Annotated in this window: 22 protein-coding genes and 1 pseudogene; 13 read left to right on the top strand and 10 right to left on the bottom strand. The window is 49.7% G+C overall.

The features are described from left to right. Positions 1–41: 41 nt before the first annotated feature. From ACVXHP_RS01850 to ACVXHP_RS01865, 4 genes and pseudogenes are all read right to left on the bottom strand, one after another. Entirely contained in the window at positions 42–923 is an 882-nt protein-coding gene (locus ACVXHP_RS01850; protein ID WP_200006902.1) for a TIR domain-containing protein, read from the bottom strand. Positions 924–1,002: 79 nt separating this feature from the next. Further along, positions 1,003–2,586 (bottom strand): hypothetical protein, encoded by a 1,584-nt coding sequence (locus ACVXHP_RS01855; RefSeq protein WP_200006900.1) that lies wholly within the window; start codon positions 2,584–2,586, stop codon positions 1,003–1,005. Between the two features lie 62 nt (positions 2,587–2,648). After that, positions 2,649–2,954 (bottom strand): annotated as a pseudogene (locus tag ACVXHP_RS01860) (hypothetical protein); the annotation flags it as partial. An 11-nt stretch (positions 2,955–2,965) separates the two neighbouring features. Beyond that, positions 2,966–4,192, bottom strand: coding sequence for a tyrosine-type recombinase/integrase (locus ACVXHP_RS01865; RefSeq protein ID WP_200006898.1), 1,227 nt, complete (start codon positions 4,190–4,192; stop codon positions 2,966–2,968). 615 nt (positions 4,193–4,807) lie between these two features. On the opposite strand from ACVXHP_RS01865, the gene ACVXHP_RS01870 reads away from it, so the two are divergent. From ACVXHP_RS01870 to ACVXHP_RS01880, 3 genes are read left to right on the top strand one after another with little or no spacing between them, the layout of a single operon-like run. Then, positions 4,808–5,533: a gluconate 2-dehydrogenase subunit 3 family protein gene (locus ACVXHP_RS01870; protein ID WP_200006896.1), complete on the top strand. Its 726-nt coding sequence runs from the start codon at positions 4,808–4,810 to the stop codon at positions 5,531–5,533. A gap of 2 nt (positions 5,534–5,535) precedes the next feature. After that, positions 5,536–7,311, top strand: a complete 1,776-nt coding sequence (locus ACVXHP_RS01875; protein ID WP_200006894.1) for a GMC family oxidoreductase — start codon at positions 5,536–5,538, stop codon at positions 7,309–7,311. 13 nt (positions 7,312–7,324) lie between these two features. Next, a complete protein-coding gene (locus tag ACVXHP_RS01880; protein WP_447570752.1) occupies positions 7,325–8,602 on the top strand; it encodes a c-type cytochrome in 1,278 nt (425 codons plus the stop codon). A 122-nt stretch (positions 8,603–8,724) separates the two neighbouring features. Here ACVXHP_RS01880 and cbpM read toward each other — a convergent pair whose 3' ends face one another. The 3 genes from cbpM to dsbA all read right to left on the bottom strand — a co-directional run bounded on the left by cbpM (position 8,725) and on the right by dsbA (position 10,768). Then, positions 8,725–9,018: a chaperone modulator CbpM gene (gene cbpM / locus ACVXHP_RS01885; protein ID WP_447570753.1), complete on the bottom strand. Its 294-nt coding sequence runs from the start codon at positions 9,016–9,018 to the stop codon at positions 8,725–8,727. Then, complete coding sequence (gene cbpA, locus ACVXHP_RS01890) at positions 9,018–9,938, bottom strand: curved DNA-binding protein (RefSeq protein WP_316129626.1); 921 nt, start codon at positions 9,936–9,938, stop codon at positions 9,018–9,020. Before cbpA ends, cbpM begins: the two co-directional genes overlap by 1 nt. Positions 9,939–10,144: 206 nt before the next feature. Beyond that, positions 10,145–10,768 carry a thiol:disulfide interchange protein DsbA gene (dsbA, locus tag ACVXHP_RS01895; protein ID WP_137370518.1) on the bottom strand — a complete coding sequence of 208 codons (624 nt, stop codon included), beginning with the start codon at positions 10,766–10,768 and terminating at the stop codon, positions 10,145–10,147. A 419-nt stretch (positions 10,769–11,187) separates the two neighbouring features. On the opposite strand from dsbA, the gene ACVXHP_RS01900 reads away from it, so the two are divergent. The 7 genes from ACVXHP_RS01900 to agp all read left to right on the top strand — a co-directional run bounded on the left by ACVXHP_RS01900 (position 11,188) and on the right by agp (position 17,591). Continuing rightward, positions 11,188–11,550, top strand: a complete 363-nt coding sequence (locus ACVXHP_RS01900) for a copper resistance protein (protein WP_447570754.1) — start codon at positions 11,188–11,190, stop codon at positions 11,548–11,550. Between the two features lie 48 nt (positions 11,551–11,598). Next, positions 11,599–13,479, top strand: a complete 1,881-nt coding sequence (locus ACVXHP_RS01905; protein WP_447570755.1) for a protein-disulfide reductase DsbD family protein — start codon at positions 11,599–11,601, stop codon at positions 13,477–13,479. Beyond that, a complete protein-coding gene (locus ACVXHP_RS01910) occupies positions 13,476–14,099 on the top strand; it encodes a DsbA family protein (protein WP_316129629.1) in 624 nt (207 codons plus the stop codon). The genes ACVXHP_RS01905 and ACVXHP_RS01910 overlap by 4 nt, the downstream gene beginning before the upstream one ends. Beyond that, on the top strand, positions 14,089–14,595 hold the full coding sequence (locus ACVXHP_RS01915; protein ID WP_447570756.1) for a protein disulfide oxidoreductase: 507 nt from the start codon (positions 14,089–14,091) through the stop codon (positions 14,593–14,595). The genes ACVXHP_RS01910 and ACVXHP_RS01915 overlap by 11 nt, the downstream gene beginning before the upstream one ends. 135 nt (positions 14,596–14,730) lie before the next feature. Beyond that, the gene (locus tag ACVXHP_RS01920; RefSeq protein ID WP_447570757.1) at positions 14,731–15,486 is read left to right on the top strand and encodes a sulfite exporter TauE/SafE family protein; all 756 of its coding nucleotides are present in this window, start codon (positions 14,731–14,733) and stop codon (positions 15,484–15,486) included. 68 nt (positions 15,487–15,554) lie between these two features. Continuing rightward, a complete protein-coding gene (locus tag ACVXHP_RS01925; protein WP_447570758.1) occupies positions 15,555–16,262 on the top strand; it encodes an ArsR/SmtB family transcription factor in 708 nt (235 codons plus the stop codon). A gap of 87 nt (positions 16,263–16,349) precedes the next feature. Further along, complete coding sequence (agp, locus tag ACVXHP_RS01930; protein WP_447570759.1) at positions 16,350–17,591, top strand: bifunctional glucose-1-phosphatase/inositol phosphatase; 1,242 nt, start codon at positions 16,350–16,352, stop codon at positions 17,589–17,591. A 38-nt stretch (positions 17,592–17,629) separates the two neighbouring features. On the opposite strand, the gene ACVXHP_RS01935 is transcribed toward agp, so the two are convergent. Next, positions 17,630–17,857, bottom strand: a complete 228-nt coding sequence (locus ACVXHP_RS01935) for a YccJ family protein (RefSeq protein WP_038639537.1) — start codon at positions 17,855–17,857, stop codon at positions 17,630–17,632. Positions 17,858–17,877: 20 nt separating this feature from the next. After that, positions 17,878–18,474 (bottom strand): NAD(P)H:quinone oxidoreductase, encoded by a 597-nt coding sequence (gene wrbA / locus ACVXHP_RS01940; RefSeq protein WP_003036019.1) that lies wholly within the window; start codon positions 18,472–18,474, stop codon positions 17,878–17,880. A 386-nt stretch (positions 18,475–18,860) separates the two neighbouring features. Between wrbA and ACVXHP_RS01945 the strand changes: the two genes are divergently transcribed. From ACVXHP_RS01945 to rutR, 3 genes are all read left to right on the top strand, one after another. Further along, positions 18,861–19,034, top strand: coding sequence for a con-10 family general stress protein (locus ACVXHP_RS01945; RefSeq protein ID WP_003036022.1), 174 nt, complete (start codon positions 18,861–18,863; stop codon positions 19,032–19,034). Between the two features lie 163 nt (positions 19,035–19,197). Continuing rightward, on the top strand, positions 19,198–20,112 hold the full coding sequence (locus tag ACVXHP_RS01950) for a DMT family transporter (protein ID WP_316129634.1): 915 nt from the start codon (positions 19,198–19,200) through the stop codon (positions 20,110–20,112). Between the two features lie 58 nt (positions 20,113–20,170). Next, positions 20,171–20,809, top strand: coding sequence for an HTH-type transcriptional regulator RutR (rutR, locus tag ACVXHP_RS01955; protein ID WP_038639547.1), 639 nt, complete (start codon positions 20,171–20,173; stop codon positions 20,807–20,809). Here rutR and ACVXHP_RS01960 read toward each other — a convergent pair. Next, entirely contained in the window at positions 20,806–21,201 is a 396-nt protein-coding gene (locus tag ACVXHP_RS01960) for a lysozyme inhibitor LprI family protein (RefSeq protein ID WP_316129635.1), read from the bottom strand. The genes rutR and ACVXHP_RS01960 overlap by 4 nt on opposite strands.

A 21,201-nucleotide genomic window follows, 5' to 3' on the forward strand; every position in this document is an offset into this window, starting at 1 on the left:
AAACGAAAGGGCCGTTAGGCCCTCTTGTTTAAATATTTATTTCATTTAAGTAATGACTCAAGTTGTTCAGCTATTTCATCAATGGTATTTATCGATGTATTTAATGCCATTTTATCTACTAGTGTAGGGCTGAATTTTAAGATATCAGACTTAGATACTTCGTGCCAGATAGGTAGTATTATTTGGTCTTCACCGTTCATCTCTCTGGCAGTCAAACCATTTAATTCATACTCTGTCCAGTCCTTTTTGATAAAGGATTTAGATAAAACAACAACTCCAAACCGAGAGTTTGCTAATCCATAATCGATTGTCTTACGTAGACTTTTACCCCAACCTAAAGAGAATTCGTCATACCATACATTTATCCCTTTTGCTTTTAACAACTCAGCAAGGGGACGGACAAAACTATCTTTATCTTCTGTTGCATGAGAGATAAAAACATCATAACTCTCTAGAATATCTTCTGTCTCATCAGGTTTGTTGATAATTTGACGATTAAAATTATGGCTTGAAGATATTGCTCTTTTTTGTGATTCCAACTCCCTTGTGATTTTTTTCTGATGATCTAACTGCTCTTTTTCAATTTTCTTTTGAGCTGCAATCCTTTTTTTCTGCTCATTATCTTGTTCTTTAAGGAGTTGGACTTGATAACGATGTAAGTCTCCAGTTTTGGTTGCTATTTTTTTATTGATATCTGCTTTTTTAGAACTACACTTTGAAACGTCGTTATTATAACGATTGATTTCTGACATTTTTGAGTTCAAGGTGCTTAATGATGTCGATTTAGTGATACTACGTTCTATTTGATTTATTTTTCCTGAAAGTTGAGCTTCTTTACGTTGCTCGTCGGATAGTTGTTTTTGTAAATTAGCAATGTCTTTTTGTAGTCTGTTGATATTTGACATGGTAGTACTTACTGACATTAGATGTTCTCCCTGACGATATTGTGTGCAATATACTACGTCGCTAATGAATTTTAAAGCTTTCTCTCAATGTTTTATATTACTCTACGGGCTGTAAAAATAATTTCCGTAGTGGTGTTTTCTTAATGATAATATCTCCAGTAGTTATTAATATACCTCTATCAATCAAAGGTTTCAGAGTCTCATGGATTATATTTCTTCTAAAAATAAGATGGCGATGAGGTAATTGAATGGTTTCCTTATTGGCGATTGCCTCTGCTTCTAAAGATATAAATTCAGGATCGAGAGGTAGGATGTCACTCATTTCATCAAATATGTTATAAACAGTAATGCCACTTCCATTTGGTATATTATCTATTATGTTAAGCATAATGCTAATTATTAAAACTGACCATCTCTGGAACATCCACAGGCTGGGTGATTCTTTCATTTCTTTAAGCATTATAGGTAATTTGGGCCACTTCCTCTGCATGCTCGGAGTAAATAGGTTATTGTTTATAAGCCATTTATTCCATGTACTGTAGTCTCTATTGAATAGTTCATCGGTCATGTCTAAATACTCATATGAGCGATTTTTCAATCTATTGCTCATATGAATTGTTAGGGATTTTGTGTGTATGTTTTCTTTACAATTTTTAATGAACTGAGATCGTAGTCGTGATTTTTCTTTTTCAAGTGATGGATATTTCAACCAGCGCCATTGAGGTTTGTTACTATCTATAGGATAGAATCTTATAATCACACTTCCATCAAAATCATCCATCAGATTCAAATCAAATTCATTTAGTAAATATATTATCCATATATGAAATTCTTTACCTTTATGCAAGGTGTCTCCACGTAGGATAACACAATCATCTTTTTTTTGTATAACCGATATTTCATCAACGGCACGATTCTTCTTTTTGTAAAGGCAGAAGCTTTCAGTAAAAACTTCATTAGATTCTTCATAAGTTATACTCTCATGAATACTTGGTAGGAATATGGTTTTATTTTCCAGTGTTTTGTTGATTGAATTTAGTGTATTTTTTAATCTTCTTGAACGTCTTTCATTTATTTCTTTTTCGACAGCTGACTCATGACATTCAATCGCTTTAATACATTCAGAGTAATAAAACCATTCATTGGGCACTTGATTGTTTTTAATACGTTGATGCCATTCTTCTATCTCGATATCTTCAGAGTATTCAAACACTAACTCTACTGAATTTATTTTGTTATTTTTATAGTAACGTACCTTTTCAGGCTCGCATTTGTGTGTTACGCAGATCTCGACGATGTATAATCCAGTATCTGTGTTAAGGCAGACATCTGACACATAGTTTCCGATTCTGTGTTCTAAGGCTGCGGCTAGTATTTGGGTTTTTATTAGTGGTGTTTTTAGCGTGTGATTCTTATACGTAAAAGTCATTTGATGTATTGTTAATACATCTAAGCTAAGAAAATAATGTTGCATTGCTAAATGCAACTGTGTCATTCGGCAAGCACGATTTTCAATAAGATTTCTATGGGCGAAATGATGTTTTTTTAATTTTCCACCATTGCGAGCAATTAATTCATCATTACATGACTTACATATGCAATTACACTTAGCTCCATTAGGAACATCATCAATATGCATGATCTGTTTTGTTTCTTTTTCCACTGCATATTCAATGATCACTACAAACTCCATTTCTTTACTATGACTGACTTGTCTAGATTAAATCCTTGTATTATGTATGTCTACTGTATAAGGCAAAGCCATCCTTGGCTTTCATGCCTTGATATGATGTGAGCAAACTCAAATAGCCTGACCACACTGATATGGTTTACATCAAGGAAATCAGCACACCACTGGAGCATCAGGCGGCGCTGTTCGAGGTGTTTTGCCTTGTGTGTATAAGCAGCACGGACGACGTTGCTTTCCTTATATATCATCTGAAGCTCTATCGCGTCTTCTGACCACAAACCTGACTCAAACCATGTCCACAGACGTCCTGTTTCGTGTCATTCCCGCATATTGTGCGGGGTTTTGTTTATGGTGTTTTCAAACAGAATAGTTAGAAAGTAACAAAGCAGTACTTTGACCACTCATCCATCAAAGCTACACGCTTAGGCCATAGCGTCCCGCGTTGGTATGCTGCTTCAGCCTTATCTGCCAACTGGTGAGCCAGCGCATGTTCAATTACCTCACGTTGATGGTCTGTGGTTTCACCAGCCCAATCACGAAAAGTTGAACGGAAGCCATGCTGTGTTAAACCACTATGTCCCATTCGTTTCAATACAGCCAGCAATGACATATCAGATAGTTGTCCACCTCTTGGGGCAGGGAATACGAGATTATTGTCCTTAAAGCGCGGTAAATCCTTTAACAGGATAATGGCTGCATCAGACAGCGGAACCCGGTGTTCTTTGCTGGCTTTCATTCTGCTGGCAGGGATGGTCCAAGTTTTGTTCTTCAGATCTATTTCTGACCATTCAGCGCCACGGACTTCACCAGAGCGCGAAACTGTCAGTATTGAAAACTCAAGTGCTCGCGCTGAAATGCCTGCTCGTTTACGTAGTTCGGTCATGAACGAACCGATCTCGTTGTAGGGTAATGCAGCATGATGCTTTTGGGTCTGAACCTTGCTTGGCATTGGCAGGAGGGGCTTAAGCATACCTTTCCATGAAGCAGGGTTATCGCCCTCAAAGTATTCTTTCGCTTTTGCGTAATCAATGATCGCTTCAATGCGACCACGCAGACGGCTGGCAGTTTCGTTTTTTGTTAACCAGATTGGTTCAAGTATCGCTAATAGGTCAGTCTTTGTAATCTCAGCGATGGGTTTTTGACCAATAACAGGATAAGCATACGTTTCCAGCGTGGACCGCCATTGGGCAATGTGTTTCTGGTTCTTTAGCTCTTTGGTCTTAATTGCGATAACGTCTTCAGCACAGCTAGCAAAGGATTTGTTCTTGTGGGCCAGACGTTCCTGATGCGCTTTATGGGCGTGCTTTTCTGCAAGAGGGTCAATGCCATTACGGATTTGTTTACGCAGCTCACGAGCTTTATCACGCGCTTCTGCTAATGAAACTTCAGGGTAGGGGCCTAGACCCATGTTTAAACGTCTCGGAACGGTTCTTCCTAGAGCATTTACTCTTACCCCCATAGCAACGCAAAGTATCCACGAACGTGACTGACCCCGGACCCGGAGATACAAACCGTCAACGCCACCAACCGCATAAGAGCCTTCAGTTTTTAGCTTGGCAACAGCCAGTCCGGTGAGTTCTTTGGCTTTCTTTGGCATATGTTAAATCCTGTCATACAACCCGCCATGCATAAGGTACTGCATAAAATGTCAGATTTTTTCGGATGTCGCAAGACGTCCTCGAACAATTGTTTTTGACAACATATTGTTTATTAATGATAAAAATGAACTATTTCTGGCGTCTTTGGACGTTAATTTGGCGGACTACGCTTCCGCCAAACATGAAAAAGGGGTTACCGAAAGGTAACCCCTTTTTTTACGCGTCAATTCTGAGTGCATATTACATCAACATCTCATGAGTGGTCGTAGAAGCGGTTATTTTCCGGACAATCTTGGATGCACCTTGCATTGCTATCTCTATCTATTCTTCTGAACTGATCTATATCAATTTATCTGGATAATCTTTAGCATCCTTTCTGCAGGGTTAAATTGATTTGATGAATGAATTTCCCTCTTCAGATCAACAGATTAAATTATATCATCTCCATTTTGTTACCAGTAACGCTCTGTTTTTCTCATAAAAACAACATTTCCCATCCTTGCGTTAACAAAACAAGGCGATTATTTTTACTTTAACTGACAAACATAGAAACTATTAGTCAGGTAATTATTGATTGATTTGACTTATTAATAAAGCAAATACAGGAATGTTTTATGAGCAATAACGGAAATGAGGGCGTTCCCTCGAGGCGGCGTTTTTTACAGCAAACGTTAGCAATTATCCCTCTGACTGCTATGGGTGGCAGTCTGGTTACCCTGAGCACCTCCGCATCATCCGCATCTTCTGAAGGCGTATCAGCCCAGTATGTTCCGCGTTTTTTTAATAACGATGAGTGGATGTTTGTACTGGCGGTGGTCGATCGACTGATCCCTGCAGATGAATACGGCCCCGGGGCGGTGAGCGAGGGCGTGCCGGTATTTATTGATAAACAGATGGAGTTGCCTTATGGCTACGGGCATCTGTGGTATATGCATGGGCCCTTTGCTGATGCCGTTCCTGAGCTTGGCTATCAGTCTCATCTGGTTCCGCGCGAAACCTGGCGCCGCGGTATAAAGGCCGTGAATCAGTGGTGCCTGGAGAAGCAGCAGAAAAACTTTGTCGAACTGACCCATCCCCAGCAGGAAGAGGTTCTGCGCCAACTGGAAAGCGGAACGCTGACTTTTGAAAACGTGCCGGGGAAAATCTTCTTTACTCAGATGCTGGAAAACACCAAAGAGGGATACCTGGCCGATCCGCTGCACGGAGGCAATCAGACAATGGCATCGTGGAAACTGATCGGATTCCCGGGGGCGCGTGCTGACTATCAGCAGGTGATGGATAACCCTGGTAAGCCTTATCCACTGGGGCCGGTAAGCATTTCAGGGAAGAGGAGTGTATAACCATGACAATTAAAAAAGAACCTGTAGATGTGGTTATCGTGGGCTTTGGCTGGACCGGTTCGCTAATGGCGATGGAACTCGCGGACAGCGGGCTGAAGATTCTAGCGCTTGAACGCGGTGAAGCGCGCGACACATATCCTGATTTTGCCTATCCGCGTATCGCAGATGAATTGACCTACGGTATACGGCTGAAACTATTCCAGAATGCGTCGAAAGAGACGGTAACCGTGCGCCATACCCAGTCTGATACCGCTTTGCCGTATCGTCGATTTGGCTCCTTCCTGCCGGGAGACGGTGTTGGCGGCGCTGGCGTGCACTGGAACGGGATGCTCTGGCGCCCGCTGGAAGCCGATCTCAAGATGCGCAGTACGGTCATCGAAAAATATGGCGCGGATTTTATTCCGGCAGATATGACGGTTCAGGACTATCCGTTTACGTATCAGGAGATGGAGCCATTCTTCGACAAGTACGAGAAGATCTGCGGTACCGCCGGACAGGCGGGTAATGTGCAAGGTCAGATTGTGGAAGGCGGTAACCCCTTCGAGGCCGAACGGCAGCACCCCTATCCGACGAAAGCGCTAAAACAACAATACTCCGGAATACTGTTCAGCAAGGCGGCTAAAGAGCTGGGATACCATCCGTTTCCGGTTCCGGCTGCTAACTGTAGCGAACCGTTTACCAACCCTTATGGCGTCCAGCTTGGCGTGTGTAACTACTGTGGATTTTGCGAGCGTTTCGGCTGCTTTAACTACTCTAAAGCCTCACCGCAATCCTGCGTGTTGCCTGCCTTGAAGCAATATAAGAATGTTGAGCTGCGCACTGAATCTCATGTATTGCGGGTTAACACCGACTCGACGGGGAAGAAGGCGACAGGAGTAACCTACATTGACGCCAACGGACAAGAGGTGGAACAACCGGCCAGCCTGGTTGTGTTGAGCGCTTTCCAGTTGCACAACGTGCGGCTACTGCTGCTGTCGAAAATCGGTAAGCCTTATGATCCGGTGACTGGACAAGGCGTGGTTGGACGCAATTACGCCTACCAGATGAATGGCGGTATCTCTTTATTTTTTAACCAGGATCATGATTTTAATCCGTTTGCCGCGACCGGGACTACCGGAATGTTTATTGATGATTTTAATGCGGAGAACTTTGATCACAGCAAACTGGGATTTGTCGGTGGCGCGACAATTTCCGCCACCATCACCGGTGGACGCCCAATCCAGCAGATGTCCACGCCAAAAGATGCGCCGAAGTGGGGTAGCGGCTGGAAGAAAGCTATTAAAGAGAGCTACCTGCACACGATGAACGTAGGGTCATCCGGTTCAGTGATGCCCTACAAACAGTGCTATTTGGATCTCGATCCAACCTATAAAGATCTGCATGGGCAGCCGCTGTTGCGTATGACCTTCGACTGGCAGCCGAATGAGCTGAAAATGACGCATTTTATTGGTACGAAAGCGGAAGAGATCGTTAAGAAAATCAACCCTCCACATTATGAAATGGGCTTCAAAAAGATGGATGCGCATTATGACGTGCGTCCCTATCAGTCGACCCATACCACCGGTGGCGCAGTCATGGGCGATAACCCTAATACGAGCGTGGTTAACAAATACATGCAGAGCTGGGATGTACCCAACGTCTTTGTTCTGGGGGCCTGTTGCTTCCCGCAAAACCTGGCCTATAACCCGACGGGGATCGTCGGTGCGACGGCGCTGTTTGCCGCGCATGCGATTCGTACACAGTATCTGGCAAACCCAGGCCCGTTGGTTCAGGCATAAGGGAGGGATTAACATGACGATTCAATGGAAAGCGTTGCTTCCGGTGCTGCCGCTGGCTTTACTGGCCTCCGCCGTTCAGGCCGGAACCACCAGCCAGAGTTTCAGCCAAGGACAACAGCTCGCAGCGGCGGGCGATTGTGTCGCTTGTCATACCGCTGCGGGCGGCAAGGCTTACGCTGGTGGCCTTAAAATGAGTACGCCAATTGGAGCGGTCTACTCAACCAATATTACGCCGGATAAAGAGACCGGGATCGGTAACTATCGTTACGAAGATTTTGTCAAAGCGGTACGGGAGGGGGTGGCGAAGGATGGGCGCAATCTCTATCCCGCTATGCCGTATACTTCCTATGCCAAAATTACCGATCGGGACATGCATATCCTGTATGACTTTTTTATGCAGCAGGTGCCCGCTGTAAAACAGCAAAATCGAGATAGCGATATTCCCTGGCCGCTAAGTATGCGCTGGCCGTTATCTATCTGGAATGGGATATTTCATGATGATGCGGTCTTTACGCCGGATGGCGCTCAGAGCGCGCAGTGGAATCGTGGCGCTTATCTGGTGCAGGGTCTGGCGCACTGCGGAACCTGTCATACGCCGCGCGGGATCGGTTTTCAGGAAAAAGCACTGGATCAAAATGGTGCTGATTATCTGACCGGTGGTACGCTGGAGGGGTGGCATGCACCGGATCTCACCGGAAACGTGAAAAGCGGGCTGGGACGCTGGTCGGCGCAGGAAATTACTGAATTCCTGAAGACAGGTCGTACTGATAACAGCGCGGCATTTGGTTCCATGACTGACGTGGTGGCGCACAGTACTCAGTATCTGAGCGATGACGATCTTGCAGCGGTGGCCGTTTATCTGAAGTCGCTGAAATCTTCCGATCCGCAGGCCGTGGCGCCAAAAGTTGATACTGAAACGTCACTGGCGCTGATTAAGGGCGACATGAGTAAACCCGGTGCGAAGGAATATATGGATAACTGTTCGGCCTGTCACCGTATTGATGGTCAGGGATATGCGAAAACCTTCCCGGCTCTGGCGCATAACTCAGCGGTGCTGAGTGACGATCCGTCCTCGTTAATCAGCGTAGTGCTGCGGGGAGGTCAAATGGCGGTCACGCAGGATGAGCCTACCGGGCTAACCATGCCAGATTTTGCCTGGCGTCTGGATGATAAACAGGTAGCCTCACTGCTGACCTTTGTGCGCAGCAGTTGGGGTAACAACGCGCCAGCAGTAACGGCAGACGACGTGAATAAATTGCGTAAGGATCTGCAAGAAACGAAACAGCAGTAACAGATGGCGGTTCCTGGGGCAATCAGGAATCGCCATGCATTCTGGGTCGATGTCTAATATCCGATGTGGTTTGTGACCTGTAGAGATAGCAATTTCAAACAGTCCCGGTCAACCGGGTCTTATCATGAATTCGCGATAAAGCGAGACAGGCGCTGGCGCAACACGCGGTTTTCCTGACGCAACTGCGCGTTCTCTTCTAACAACGTCAGCGCAACGGCGATTCCGGGCCAGTCAAGCTCCAGCTCCTGGCGCAGGCGCATTGCGCGTCGCATTACGGTCAGGGCATGATCGTCAAAGGTTTCGTCTTCATGGGGTTCAATCACCCCTAAGCCGACAATCTCATGCAGTTCCTCTTCTGATACACCGGCGTACAGACAAAATTCGGTAATGGTAAAGGTGACGGTGACGTTAGCCATTATGCTTTCCCCCACTCTTTGCGCGGATCAAAGGTCTTTTGTGCATCTGCCAGTTGTTGCCACAGAGCGGCGCTGGTGTCGTCAGGTTTCGGCGGCATCACTATTTTGATCACCGCGTACAAATCGCCGGTATGTTTTTTACTCACCAGACCTTTGCCCTTAATGCGTAACCGCTGCCCGGCCTGACTGCCCGCAGGAATAGTCAGCAGGATGCTTTCTTTCAGCGTCGGTACGGTCACTTTCGCGCCCAAAGCGGCTTCCCACGGTGCTACGGGAACGACCACTTCCAGATCCTGATTGACGATATCGAACAGTGGGTGCGGTGCGATATGAATCACCAACCACAAATCACCGTTCGGTCCTCCGTTTTCACCAGGAGTACCCTGGCCTTTCAAACGGATACGCTGACCGTTGCCCACGCCTGCCGGGATTTTCACGTTCAGCGTTTTGGGAATTTCCCGTTCAACCATGCCAAAGGCATTGTAAACCGGCAGGTTGTAACTGATAGTGCGGCTGTGCTCAGTGAGCGTTTCTTCAAGGAATACGGCAACTTCAATTTCAATATCGTGTCCGCGACTGGCATGGCGCTGTCGCGTGTGGTGTGCATGCTGACCGAAAATGGAGGAGAAAATATCGTCGAAATCTTCGGCGCTATAGTTTTGATTCTCTCCTTGCTGGAATTGACGGTTGAACTGTGGGTCGTTGCGGTGCTGCCACAACTGGTCGTACTCGGCGCGTCGCTGTTCATCACTCAGTACTTCCCAGGCTTCAGCAACCTCTTTGAACCGGGCCTCTGCGTCAGGTTCTTTGCTGACATCAGGATGGTATTTACGGGCGAGTCGACGATAGGCGGTCTTGATTGTCTTGAGATCGTCTGTCGGTTTCACGCCCATAATGGCGTAATAATCCTTTAATTCCATAGCGTTCTCTCGTGTAAATCAACACTTGCAGAAGGTGAACCCTGACAAAAGGTATCACCGCTAAGTTTAGGGTAATCCTGATAACGGCGAATGCCAACCGGGAAGAAAGGATATCGGTATAAATGATGCGGGTGTCGCACCACCAACAGCGCGTTGCAAGGTTGTGGCGTCTGTTATGTGGTGCGACTAGTCGGATTAGCGAAATATCAGGATTTGGTTATCAGGAAGCGGACCGTGTCTGCATAGTTCTGTACAAAAGAATTAAGGTCATCTGATTTCAGCCCCTTCGGGTTGATCATATATTTACCGTTAATAAAAATGGCAGGCACACCTTTTAAATCTACAGCTTTAGCCATTTCCTGTTGTTTGGCGGTGAGTGATTTCACGGCAAAGCTATTCCACGCGGCATCATAATCGCTGGCGCTAACGCCGGCGTTGATAAATACGTTACGAATATCGTCCGCTGTCTTAATCGTTTGTTTTTTCTGCACGGCATCAAAAAGCAATGGTTTCACTTTATCCTGCACGTTCAGGAGAATAGCGACGGACCAGGCATGCGTCATGTCTTGCCCTAAAGGGCCTAAAAAGTCGACGTGATACTCGGTGAGTTTGACATCAGCAGGCAGAACTTTTTTCACGTTATCAGTCACTTTAAACACTTCATCGTATTGATAGCATGAGGGGCAGTAAAACGAGAAAAACTTCAGCGCCGCGGGTGCTGTGGCGACGGGCTTTTCCAGTGAGATAAATTGTTTGCCGTCGGTAAATGTTGCTGCCTGGGTGCTAACTGTGAAAAGTAATCCAATCAGGGGTAATAAATATTTTTTCATTTCCATATACTCTAAATAACATTTATTAAACAAGTTGTTCTTGAAATGAACGGGTGTCCATTGCGTTTCGCTATAATACGATACTCACATTGCAAATGTACTGACCCTTACTTTCATTTACGCATCAATACATGGCAGTGCGTTAGAAGTGTCTTTTTTAAACCGGCGTGAAATATTATGTGGAATCTTTCGTAAGACATGAATAATAACTAGCGCAACCTTTTAAGAGTTATTGAATTCGCAATGTTATATTGTAATAAATAATGCTGAGAATATGGTGAATAGTGATTTCAAATATAGCGTATTTATTGCGCGAAGGCGTGTATAACCTTCAAACAGCAGGACATAACTTTACAGCGCAAAGGTTGCTAAAACCTGGCGAGTGGTTAAGATAACCCGCATCAATCAGTGAGGGTAGCATGGCGAAACGTCAACGGATGGGATGGTGGTTCCTCTGTCTGGCATGTGTTGTGGTGATGGTTTGCACCGCGCAACGCATGGCGGGCCTGCACGCGTTGCAGATGAACACCGTTACCACAAACGTTGTCACAAGCGAACAAGCGCAACCTGATGAGGCTACCCCGGTTACGCCATGTGAACTGAGTGCGAAGTCGTTACTGGCAGCGCCGCCGGTACTATTTGAAGGCATTATTCTAACACTGTGTCTGCTGCTGTCGCTGCTGGCACCAGTGCGCGCGTTTCGTTTACCTTTTTTCCCACCGCGAGCCATCTCGCCGCCCACTCTCAGAGTACATCTCCGATTTTGCGTTTTCCGTGAATGACAGAACAGCCGTTGCTGACTGTTAGATAATTATTCACGGAGAAAAACTATGATGACTGTTTTCAGGCAGGCGCTGCTCTGTCTGTTATTACTCTGGCTGCCCGTATCCTGGGCGGCTGAACCCAGCTGGCTACGTTCACCCGACAACGATCACGCCAGCGTGCGATTACGTGCCGATACGTCCGCAGCCGGTGAAACCCGCCTGCTGCTGGACGTTAAACTGGAAGATGGCTGGAAAACCTACTGGCGTTCGCCGGGGGAAGGGGGCATCGCGCCGTCTATTGCCTGGAAGGGCGAAATGCCCACGGTCGACTGGTTCTGGCCAACGCCTGCACGCTTTGAGGTCGCCAATATCACCACCCAGGGGTATCACGATCGGGTGACGTTCCCGATGGTGGTGCGCGGCAGATCGCCCGCCACGCTTAGCGGCGTTTTGACGCTATCCACCTGTAGCAACGTTTGCCTGTTGACGGATTTTCCTTTTTCCGTGACGCCCACCGCTCAGGATCCGACTTTTGCGCATGACTACGCTCAGGCGATGGGGCAGATCCCGCTCGCCAGCGGCCTGACGGATTCTCTTCATGCCGGAGCGCGTGCTGGAGAGCTGGTCGTTGAGGCGCAGCGCGCCGGAGGCTGGACTGCGCCAGGGCTGTATCTGGATGCCGTAGAAGATGCGGATTTTGGTATGCCGCAAATCCAGGTTGACGGGGAAACGCTACGCGCCACGGTACCTGTGCATGATGGCTGGGGGGAAGGCGCGCCGGATCTGCGCGGTAAGTCGGTCACGCTGGTGCTGGCTGATAACGGGGTTGCGCAGGAAAGCCGTCTTGCTATTGGCGAAGCGCCAGCCATCGATAACGCTTCGCTTCCTCTGTGGCAAGTAGCGTTAATGGCGCTATTGGGCGGGTTGATCCTCAACCTGATGCCCTGCGTGTTACCGGTGCTGGGCATGAAGCTGGGGTCGATTTTACTGGTTGAGGAAAAAAGCCGTCGCCAGATTCGCCGTCAATTCCTCGCATCGGTAGCCGGAATATTGGTGTCCTTTATGGCTCTAGCGCTATTGATGACGGTGCTGCGGTTAACCAATCAGGCGCTTGGCTGGGGGATCCAGTTCCAGAATCCGTGGTTCATCGGTGTCATGGTACTGGTGATGCTTACGTTCAGCGCCAGCCTGTTCGGGTGGTTTGAATTCCGCCTGCCTTCAGCAATGACTACCACGCTGGCGACTCACGGCGGCAACGGCCTGTCGGGTCATTTCTGGCAAGGCGCATTTGCGACCCTGCTCGCCACGCCGTGCAGCGCCCCGTTTCTGGGCACGGCGGTGGCGGTGGCACTGACGGCCTCATTGCCGACGTTGTGGGGACTGTTTATCGCGCTGGGTCTGGGGATGAGCCTGCCGTGGCTGCTGGTGGCCCTGCGTCCGGGTCTGGCGCTGCGCCTGCCGCGGCCAGGGCGCTGGATGAATATCCTGCGGCGCCTTCTCGGCGTGATGATGCTGGGTTCTGCTATCTGGCTCGCGACACTGCTGATCCCGCATTTAGGGCTGGCAGGGCAAAGTAGCGCTAAAGAGAGCGTCAACTGGCAACCGCTTAGCGAGCAGGCAATTGAAGAGGCGTTGGCGCAACACAAGCGAGTGTTTATCGACGTCACGGCGGACTGGTGCATTACCTGTAAGGTAAATAAATACAACGCCTTGCATAAAGATGACGTCCAGGCCGCGTTGCAACAGCCGGATGTGGTGGCGCTGCGCGGCGACTGGACGCTCCCTTCTGAAGCCATCACCGAATTTCTGAAAAAACGCGGCCAGGTTGCTGTGCCGTATAACCAAATTTATGGACCCGGTCTGCCGGAAGGTCAGGCGTTGCCAACGTTGTTAACCCGCGATGCGGTGCTGCAAACGTTGAATGATGCCAAAGGAGTTACCCCATGAAGATGATGATTGTTCTGCTGTTAACCCTGTTTTCTGCCGTCAGCGTGGCGAAAGAGCCTGCGCCATTTACCCCGGAACAGGAAAAGCAAATCGAAGCGCTTATCCAGGAAGCCCTGTTTAACGACCCCAACAGTCCGCGTATTGGTGCAAAGCAGGCGAAACTGACGCTGATAAACTTTACCGATTACAACTGTCCATACTGCAAACAGCTCGATCCAATGCTGGAGAAAATTGTGCAGAAATATCCTGACGTGGCGGTGGTCATTAAACCCCTGCCGTTTAAAGGGGAAAGTTCGGAACTGGCGGCGCGGACCGTGCTGACCACCTGGCATCAGCATCCGCAGCAGTTTCTGGCGCTGCATGAAAAGCTGATGCAGAAGAAGGGCTATCATACCGACGTGAGTATCAAACAGGCCCAGGAAAAAGCGGGTGCCACTCCGGTGACGCTGGACGCGCAAAGTGCTGAAACGCTGAGCACGAATCTGCAACTGGCGCGCCTGGTCGGGGTGCAAGGTACTCCTGCAACGATTATTGGCGATGAACTCATTCCCGGCGCGGTACCGTGGGAAACGCTTGAGGAAGTCGTAAAAGAAAAACTGGCGGCAGCCAATGGTCAGTAAGCTGCGCCGCTGGCTGCGCGAAGGGGTAATCTTACTGGCGTTGTTGGCCGGTGTGATGCTGCTGATGGATGCCTGGCGTGCACCGCAGCTCCCTGCCTCTTTTGACAGCGCACCTTTACAAACGCTGGATGGTGAAACCGTCACGCTGGCGGCGCTGAGTCAAAACGAGCCGGTATTGCTCTATTTCTGGGCAAGCTGGTGCGGCGTGTGTCGTTTCACGACGCCGGAAGTCGCCAGGCTACGTTCGCAAGGGGAAAACGTGATGACCATTGCGCTACGCTCCGGTAATGAAGCCGAAGTATCTCGCTGGCTATCGCGTAAAGGCGTGGACTTTCCGGTCATCAATGATGCAAACGGGGCAATTTCCCGCAGTTGGCAAATCAGCGTCACGCCTACGCTGGTGGTGATGTCGCAAGGCCGGGTGGTGTCTACAACCAGCGGCTGGACCAGCTACTGGGGCATGAAGCTTCGGCTGTGGTGGGCGAAAACGTTCTGATATTCGTGCCGGGGAAACCCGGCATTTTTTATGGAGCCGTCGCTAAAACGGGAGGACATATTTCGTTGTCTGGCGAAGCAAGCAGGGTGATTGGTGTTCAGAATGGGTCACCTTCTCTTTGCAGGAAAGTGCAGTATGGCGAGTTCTTTAGCGTTTGGACCTTCTCTGGTAATGATGATTGCCGCCACATTTGTCCTCGCAGGCATGGTGAAAGGGGTCACCGGTATGGGGTTACCCACCGTGGCGATGGGCATCCTCGGATCGCTTATTTCGCCGGTTGCCGCGGCGGCAATGCTGCTCTTACCCTCGCTTATAAGTAATTTGTTCCAGTTTGGCGGCCGCGGTAATACACGCAGATTACTTAAACGGCTGTGGCCTATGCTGTTGACGGTAGTGGTAGCGACCCTGCTTGCCAGCGCCTGGATTACCGGCGGCGACACGGCCCGTACCCAGTTTGCGCTCGGCGTAGCGCTGGTGGCTTACGCCATCTGGACGTTGGCGGGTAAGACGATCGCGGTGACGCCGCACCGTGAAAAACCATACTCCCTCGTTATTGGATTCGTAACCGGCTTGCTGACCGGCGGAACTGGCGTATTTGTGATGCCTGCGGTGCCCTGGATCCAATCCCTGGGTTTTGAGAAAGATGAACTGGTGCAGGCGCTGGGGATCTCTTTCACATTTTCAACGCTGGCACTGGCGCTTGGACTGTGGTGGCACAATGCGCTGCCTGCACAGTCGCTGAGCTTATCGGCTTTGGCCATTGTTCCTGCGCTGATTGGTCAGTGGCTGGGGACCCGCGTACGTCGGGTTATTTCTCCGCTGGTGTTTAAACGCTGTTTTCTGTTGTGTCTGCTCGGACTGGGTGTAGAGATGATGTTACGTGCGGCGTGACCCTTCGGTGACTTTAGCGCGCTTTCATGGCATCGTTAATGCAGATATTCAGGGCCAACGAGGTCACTATGGCATCCGTGATGTTAAAGGAAGAAGAGGGCGAACTTGAATCGCGCATGGCGCTCACGGCGGCAGCCATGGCCGATAAATCGCGCTCACGTATGCTGTGTGCGCTGATGGATGGCCGCGCCTGGGCCGCCACCGAACTCAGCGCCGTAGCGGATGTGTCCGCTTCGACTGCCAGCGCTCACCTGGCGCGTTTGTGCGAACAACATTTTGTGGTAGCGCTCGCTCAGGGCAGGCATCGTTATTTTCGCCTCGCAGGCGCGGAGATTGCTGAGCTGCTGGAACGACTAATGGGGGTGGCGTGGGCGACATCTACGCCTCGAAAAATCACCACGCCCCTAAGCTTGCGGCATGCCCGTACCTGCTACGACCATCTCGCCGGAGAAGTGGCGGTGAGACTGTTTGATACGTTCGTTTCCCGCCAGTGGTTAACGTCGGATGGTGAAACGCTGACTGAGCTCGGGCAGGAAAAGCTGACGGAAATGGGGATTGTCCTCTTTGCCGGCTCATCACGGCGGAAATTAGCCTGCGGTTGTCTGGACTGGAGTGAGCGACGATACCACCCTGGCGGTGTGCTTGGCGCAACGCTTCTACGCTGGTTTACCGAACAAAAGTGGATTAAAACGCAGACCGGTAGCCGCCATGTCACCTTTACCCCACTTGGGATCCGCAAACTCAATAGCGAGTTCGGTATTAAAACAACACGGTAGATGCCCTGTTTTGCGAAAGCGTTCCCGGAAAAATCTCTTGTTTCTGTCACACTCTGTTGTGATTGATAACAACAAGAGGTCGTAGGGATGAATAAATCGTTAATCGCCGCAGCCGTGGCAGGGGCTGTATTACTGTCAGGCGCCGCGCACGCGCAGACCGCGCCGGAAGGCTACCAGCTTCAGCAAGTATTGATGATGAGTCGGCATAACTTACGTGCACCTTTAGCCAATAACGGCAGCGTTCTTGAGCAGTCCACGCCTAAACAATGGCCGGAATGGGATGTTCCTGGCGGGCAACTCACCACCAAAGGCGGCGTGCTGGAAATCTATATGGGTCACTACATGCGTGAGTGGCTGGCAGAGCAAGGGATGGTAAAAACGGGCGAATGTCCGGCTCCAGACACGGTCTATACCTATGCGAATAGCCTGCAGCGTACGGTTGCTACGGCGCAGTTCTTTGTCACCGGCGCGTTCCCGGGGTGCGATGTTCCAGTTCATCATCAGGAAAAAATGGGCACCATGGATCCCACCTTTAACCCGGTGATCACCGATGATTCTGCCGCCTTCAGCCAGCAGGCCGTCCAGGCGATGGAAAAAGAGCGCAGCAAAATGCAGCTCAGCGACAGCTATCAATTGCTTGAGCAAATGACCGACTACAAAGACTCGCCGTCCTGTAAAGAAAAACAGCAGTGTTCCCTGACCGACGCCAAAGATACGTTCAGCGCCAAATACCAGCAGGAGCCAGGGGTGTCAGGGCCATTAAAGGTGGGGAACTCGCTGGTCGATGCTTTCACGCTGCAATATTACGAAGGGTTCCCGATGGACCAGGTTGCCTGGGGGGAGATTAAATCCGATCAGCAGTGGAAGGTGCTGTCGAAGCTGAAAAATGGCTATCAGGACAGCCTGTTTACCTCCCCGGAAGTGGCGCAAAACGTCGCCAAACCGCTGGTAAAATATATTGATAATGCGCTGGTCACTGAACGCGCGAAAGCACCGAAAATAACCGTGCTGGTGGGGCATGACTCAAACATTGCTTCGCTGCTCACGGCGCTGGATTTCAAACCGTACCAGCTTCACGATCAGAACGAGCGTACGCCGATCGGCGGGAAGATAGTCTTCCAGCGCTGGCATGACAGCAAGGCGAATCGTGATCTGATGAAAATCGAATATGTCTATCAAAGCTCGCAGCAGTTGCGTAATGCGGATGTCCTGACGCTGAAATCCCCGGCGCAGCGCGTGACGCTGGAGCTGAAAGGGTGTCCGGTAGATGCGAACGGCTTTTGCCCGATCGATAAGTTCGATAGCGTATTGAATGAGGCGGCGAAGTAAAAGAGAAACTCCCCCGTGCGAGCGGGGGAGTCAGAGCGCTAGACGTTTTTGCGTTCGATAGTCTGTTCACCCCAAAAGAGCGAATCTTTGTCTGTTTTCTCAAAGGCTTTGATGAGCACCTCATCGCTACCTTCTTCCCAAATTTTTTCCGCCAGTTTCTCGTCATAATGCGCGACTTCAAAAATGGCTTCGGCTATTTCCGGCGATGTATTGCGCAGACTTGCCCATTCACCGACGTGATGGGCTTTCGCTTCTTGAGTTGGCATTCGAATCCTCCTGTTGAAGATTAGCCGTTGAGTTTTACTGCCAGACCTGCGACATATTCACCCTGATAGCGGGCGATAGATAACTCTTCCTGACTTGGCTGACGGGAGCCGTCGCCTCCGGCAATGGTAGTTGCACCGTAAGGCGTACCGCCGCGAACCTGTGAAACATCAAACAGCTCTTGCGCTGCGTAGCCGATAGGCACAATCACCATCCCATGATGGGCAAGCGTCGTCCAGGTTGAGGTAATGGTTTGTTCCTGACCGCCGCCGGTCCCCGTTGAGCTGAATACGCTGGCGAGTTTGCCGTACAGCGCGCCGGAAGCCCACAGCCCGCCAGTCTGATCAAGGAAGGTACGCATCTGGCCGGACATATTGCCAAAGCGTGTGGGGGTACCAAAAATAATGGCGTCGTAATCAGCCAGTTCTTGCGGGGTGGCGACTGGTGCATTTTGTGTTTTACCGCCCGCCTTGAGGAAAATCTCAGGCTGCATGGTTTCCGGTACACGCTTAATGATGACTTCCGCGCCGTCTACCTTATTCGCGCCTTCTGCAACTGCATGGGCCATAGTTTCAATGTGTCCGTACATGGAATAATAAAGCACCAGAACTTTTGCCATTTTACACTACTCCTCGAGTTAACCGTGTCCGTAGCGATTCGCTACCTACCTATAAAGATATGACGTACTGTCAGGAGTGCAAATTTCACAATCACTTCTTTGATTTATAACAATTTTTATAACATCCTCTTTTGTTGCAAAATGATACATATTTAACCGGGAGAAATTCAGTAGTCATAAGAAAGGCTTATTGATTTCTTGATGTTATTATTTTGGTTATGCAGCGGATCCTGTTGCAGGATATTACAGTTTGCTGGTCAACAGGCCGGTCTTCACTAAGCTTAATTCCACGTAGCGAAAACAAGGGCATCGCCCAAACGCTGCGTTGAGGTATCACTCCTCAGTACCTATGCAATATGATGTCTAATCAATGACGGAGGTCAGTAATGGCAAACCATCGAGGCGGTTCCGGTAACTTTGCGGAAGACCGCGAAAGAGCATCAGAAGCAGGTCGAAAAGGTGGCCAGCACAGCGGGGGAAACTTCAAGAATGACCCGCAACGCGCTTCAGAAGCAGGCAAGAAAGGGGGCAAAAATAGCCACGGCAATAATAAATCGTAATTATTGTATTGCCTGCTAGTTATGTCGTGACGGTCTCTTGTTTCATCTTAGCCGCCACGAAGCCACCGCCGCCGGGATCTTCCGGCGGTTTTTTTTCATCTCCAAGGTTGAACTGTAACAAAACGCAACGCAGACTAATGACATTCTGTTGATCGGGTGTCTCATGTCTTTACTTTCTCGTTATTCCTTTTCTGTTAAACCTCAGGAGGCGATCCTCATTGTGATCACCATGTTCTGGGGTGGAACGTTTTTGGCGGTGCAATATGCCGTTACCCTGAGCGGACCCTTTTACTTTGTCGGTGTGCGCTTTGCTACAGCCGCGTTGGCCGTGGCGCTTCTGTCGTGGCGAACGCTGCACAAGCTGACCTGGCTGGAGGTTAAAGCTGGCGTGGCGATCGGCATTGCGATAGCGCTGGGCTATAGCCTGCAAACCTGGGGCTTGCAGTTTATTCCCAGCAGTAAATCGGCGTTTATTACCGCGATGTACGTACCGCTGGTGCCGCTGTTGCAATGGCTGTGTCTGGGGCGGATACCAGGCCTGATGCCGTGTGTCGGGATTGTACTGGCCTTTATCGGGTTGATTTTTCTTGCCGGTCCGGGGGGAGATTTACTGGCGCTGGGCGAAGGTGAGTGGATCACGCTCGCGGGCGCGGTGGCGATTGCGGCAGAAATTATTCTGATTAGCGCATGGGCGGGAAAAGTGGATGTGCGTCGAGTAACTGTGGTGCAACTGGCAACCGCTTCTGTGGTGGCGTTTATTGCCATGGCCCCGGCAGGAGAGTCTGTGCCGCCGATGTCGACAGGATTGCTGGTGGTCGCGCTGGGATTAGGCATTTTTAGCGCGATTATTCAGGTCACCATGAACTGGGCGCAGCGCAGCGTTTCGCCGACGCGGGCGACGGTCATCTATACCGGTGAGCCGGTGTGGGCGGGGATCTTTGGTCGTCTGGCGGGTGAACGCTTACCGCTCCTGGCTTTGTTGGGCGCGGCATTCATTATTGTTGGCGTACTTGTCAGCGAACTGAAGTTCAAAAAGAAAAAAGCACAGCCGCAGGCGGTGCCTCCGGAATCGCTTTAATTTAACCATTCACCGCGTGATTTGGTATGCTGACGCCCTCACAAGAAGGAGAGGGCGCATGGTCCAACGCGCAGAGAAAAAAAACGGTAAACGCTCGCAAGCCGTCAGTGCAAAACGTCAGGCTATTTTAACCGCGGCATTAAATATCTTCTCCCAATATGGGATCCACGGTACGCGTCTGGAACAGGTGGCAGAGCAGGCGGGCGTGTCAAAAACCAATTTGCTCTATTATTACCCGTCAAAAGAGGTGCTCTATATTGCCGTTTTACGGCAAATCCTTGATATCTGGCTGGCACCGCTGAAGGCGTTTCGCGAAGACTTTGCGCCGCTGGTAGCCATTAAAGAATACATTCGCCTTAAGCTGGAAGTGTCGCGCGATTACCCGCAGGCTTCCCGGTTGTTCTGCATGGAGATGCTGGCGGGTGCGCCATTGTTGATGGCTGAATTAACGGGCGATCTTAAAACGCTGATTGATGAGAAATCGGCGTTGATTGCCGGATGGGTAAGCAGTGGGAAACTGGCTCCTGTCGATCCGCACCATCTGATTTTCATGATTTGGGCTTCAACACAGCATTATGCAGACTTTGCCCCCCAGGTAGAGGCGGTAACCGGCGCAACGCTGCGTGATGAAGCCTTTTTTAATCAGACCGTTGAGAGCGTACAGCGGATGATTATTGAAGGGATCCGCGTGCGTTAGCTGGCAGGCGGTAGCGGACAGCTTAAATCGCCTTCTTCACACTGTAAAAGCGAGGCGAGAAACGCTTCGCGCTCGTTGGTCTTATCCGTTAAACACTGGCTGGAAATCATCGCCTGGGCGCTACCACCTTCGGTGCCAGAGCTGATTAACGCACAGTCTGCATCGCGCAAGGTTATCCACGAAGTTTGCGCTTTTTTCAGTAAATCGCGCTGGGTTGGGGCGGCGCGCTTCAGCGCATTTTGATACGTTTCATTAAGTTTGGCGTCGGCTGCTTTAAACTGCTCTGCCGCACAGGTGTTCATTTCAGCTTGATTATTCGCGTTGGTACAGTCATCTGCCAGCGCCTGTCCGCTCAGCAGCAGCGCTGCACATGTCAGTAAAATTCGTTTCAT

It is taken from the genome of Citrobacter freundii complex sp. 2025EL-00176 (genome assembly GCF_053309355.1).

Excerpts from the sequence above, each read along its gene's own strand:
- ACVXHP_RS01850 (WP_200006902.1), bottom strand. The coding sequence starts at position 923 with ATGTCAGTAAGTACTACCATGTCAAATATCAACAGACTACAAAAAGAC.
- ACVXHP_RS01865 (WP_200006898.1), bottom strand. The coding sequence starts at position 4,192 with ATGCCAAAGAAAGCCAAAGAACTCACCGGACTGGCTGTTGCCAAGCTA.
- ACVXHP_RS01870 (WP_200006896.1), top strand. The coding sequence starts at position 4,808 with ATGAGCAATAACGGAAATGAGGGCGTTCCCTCGAGGCGGCGTTTTTTA.
- ACVXHP_RS01875 (WP_200006894.1), top strand. The coding sequence starts at position 5,536 with ATGACAATTAAAAAAGAACCTGTAGATGTGGTTATCGTGGGCTTTGGC.
- ACVXHP_RS01880 (WP_447570752.1), top strand. The coding sequence starts at position 7,325 with ATGACGATTCAATGGAAAGCGTTGCTTCCGGTGCTGCCGCTGGCTTTA.
- cbpM (WP_447570753.1), bottom strand. The coding sequence starts at position 9,018 with ATGGCTAACGTCACCGTCACCTTTACCATTACCGAATTTTGTCTGTAC.
- cbpA (WP_316129626.1), bottom strand. The coding sequence starts at position 9,938 with ATGGAATTAAAGGATTATTACGCCATTATGGGCGTGAAACCGACAGAC.
- dsbA (WP_137370518.1), bottom strand. The coding sequence starts at position 10,768 with ATGAAAAAATATTTATTACCCCTGATTGGATTACTTTTCACAGTTAGC.
- ACVXHP_RS01900 (WP_447570754.1), top strand. The coding sequence starts at position 11,188 with ATGGCGAAACGTCAACGGATGGGATGGTGGTTCCTCTGTCTGGCATGT.
- ACVXHP_RS01905 (WP_447570755.1), top strand. The coding sequence starts at position 11,599 with ATGATGACTGTTTTCAGGCAGGCGCTGCTCTGTCTGTTATTACTCTGG.
- ACVXHP_RS01910 (WP_316129629.1), top strand. The coding sequence starts at position 13,476 with ATGAAGATGATGATTGTTCTGCTGTTAACCCTGTTTTCTGCCGTCAGC.
- ACVXHP_RS01915 (WP_447570756.1), top strand. The coding sequence starts at position 14,089 with ATGGTCAGTAAGCTGCGCCGCTGGCTGCGCGAAGGGGTAATCTTACTG.
- ACVXHP_RS01920 (WP_447570757.1), top strand. The coding sequence starts at position 14,731 with ATGGCGAGTTCTTTAGCGTTTGGACCTTCTCTGGTAATGATGATTGCC.
- ACVXHP_RS01925 (WP_447570758.1), top strand. The coding sequence starts at position 15,555 with ATGGCATCCGTGATGTTAAAGGAAGAAGAGGGCGAACTTGAATCGCGC.
- agp (WP_447570759.1), top strand. The coding sequence starts at position 16,350 with ATGAATAAATCGTTAATCGCCGCAGCCGTGGCAGGGGCTGTATTACTG.
- ACVXHP_RS01935 (WP_038639537.1), bottom strand. The coding sequence starts at position 17,857 with ATGCCAACTCAAGAAGCGAAAGCCCATCACGTCGGTGAATGGGCAAGT.
- wrbA (WP_003036019.1), bottom strand. The coding sequence starts at position 18,474 with ATGGCAAAAGTTCTGGTGCTTTATTATTCCATGTACGGACACATTGAA.
- ACVXHP_RS01945 (WP_003036022.1), top strand. The coding sequence starts at position 18,861 with ATGGCAAACCATCGAGGCGGTTCCGGTAACTTTGCGGAAGACCGCGAA.
- ACVXHP_RS01950 (WP_316129634.1), top strand. The coding sequence starts at position 19,198 with ATGTCTTTACTTTCTCGTTATTCCTTTTCTGTTAAACCTCAGGAGGCG.
- rutR (WP_038639547.1), top strand. The coding sequence starts at position 20,171 with ATGGTCCAACGCGCAGAGAAAAAAAACGGTAAACGCTCGCAAGCCGTC.
- ACVXHP_RS01960 (WP_316129635.1), bottom strand. The coding sequence starts at position 21,201 with ATGAAACGAATTTTACTGACATGTGCAGCGCTGCTGCTGAGCGGACAG.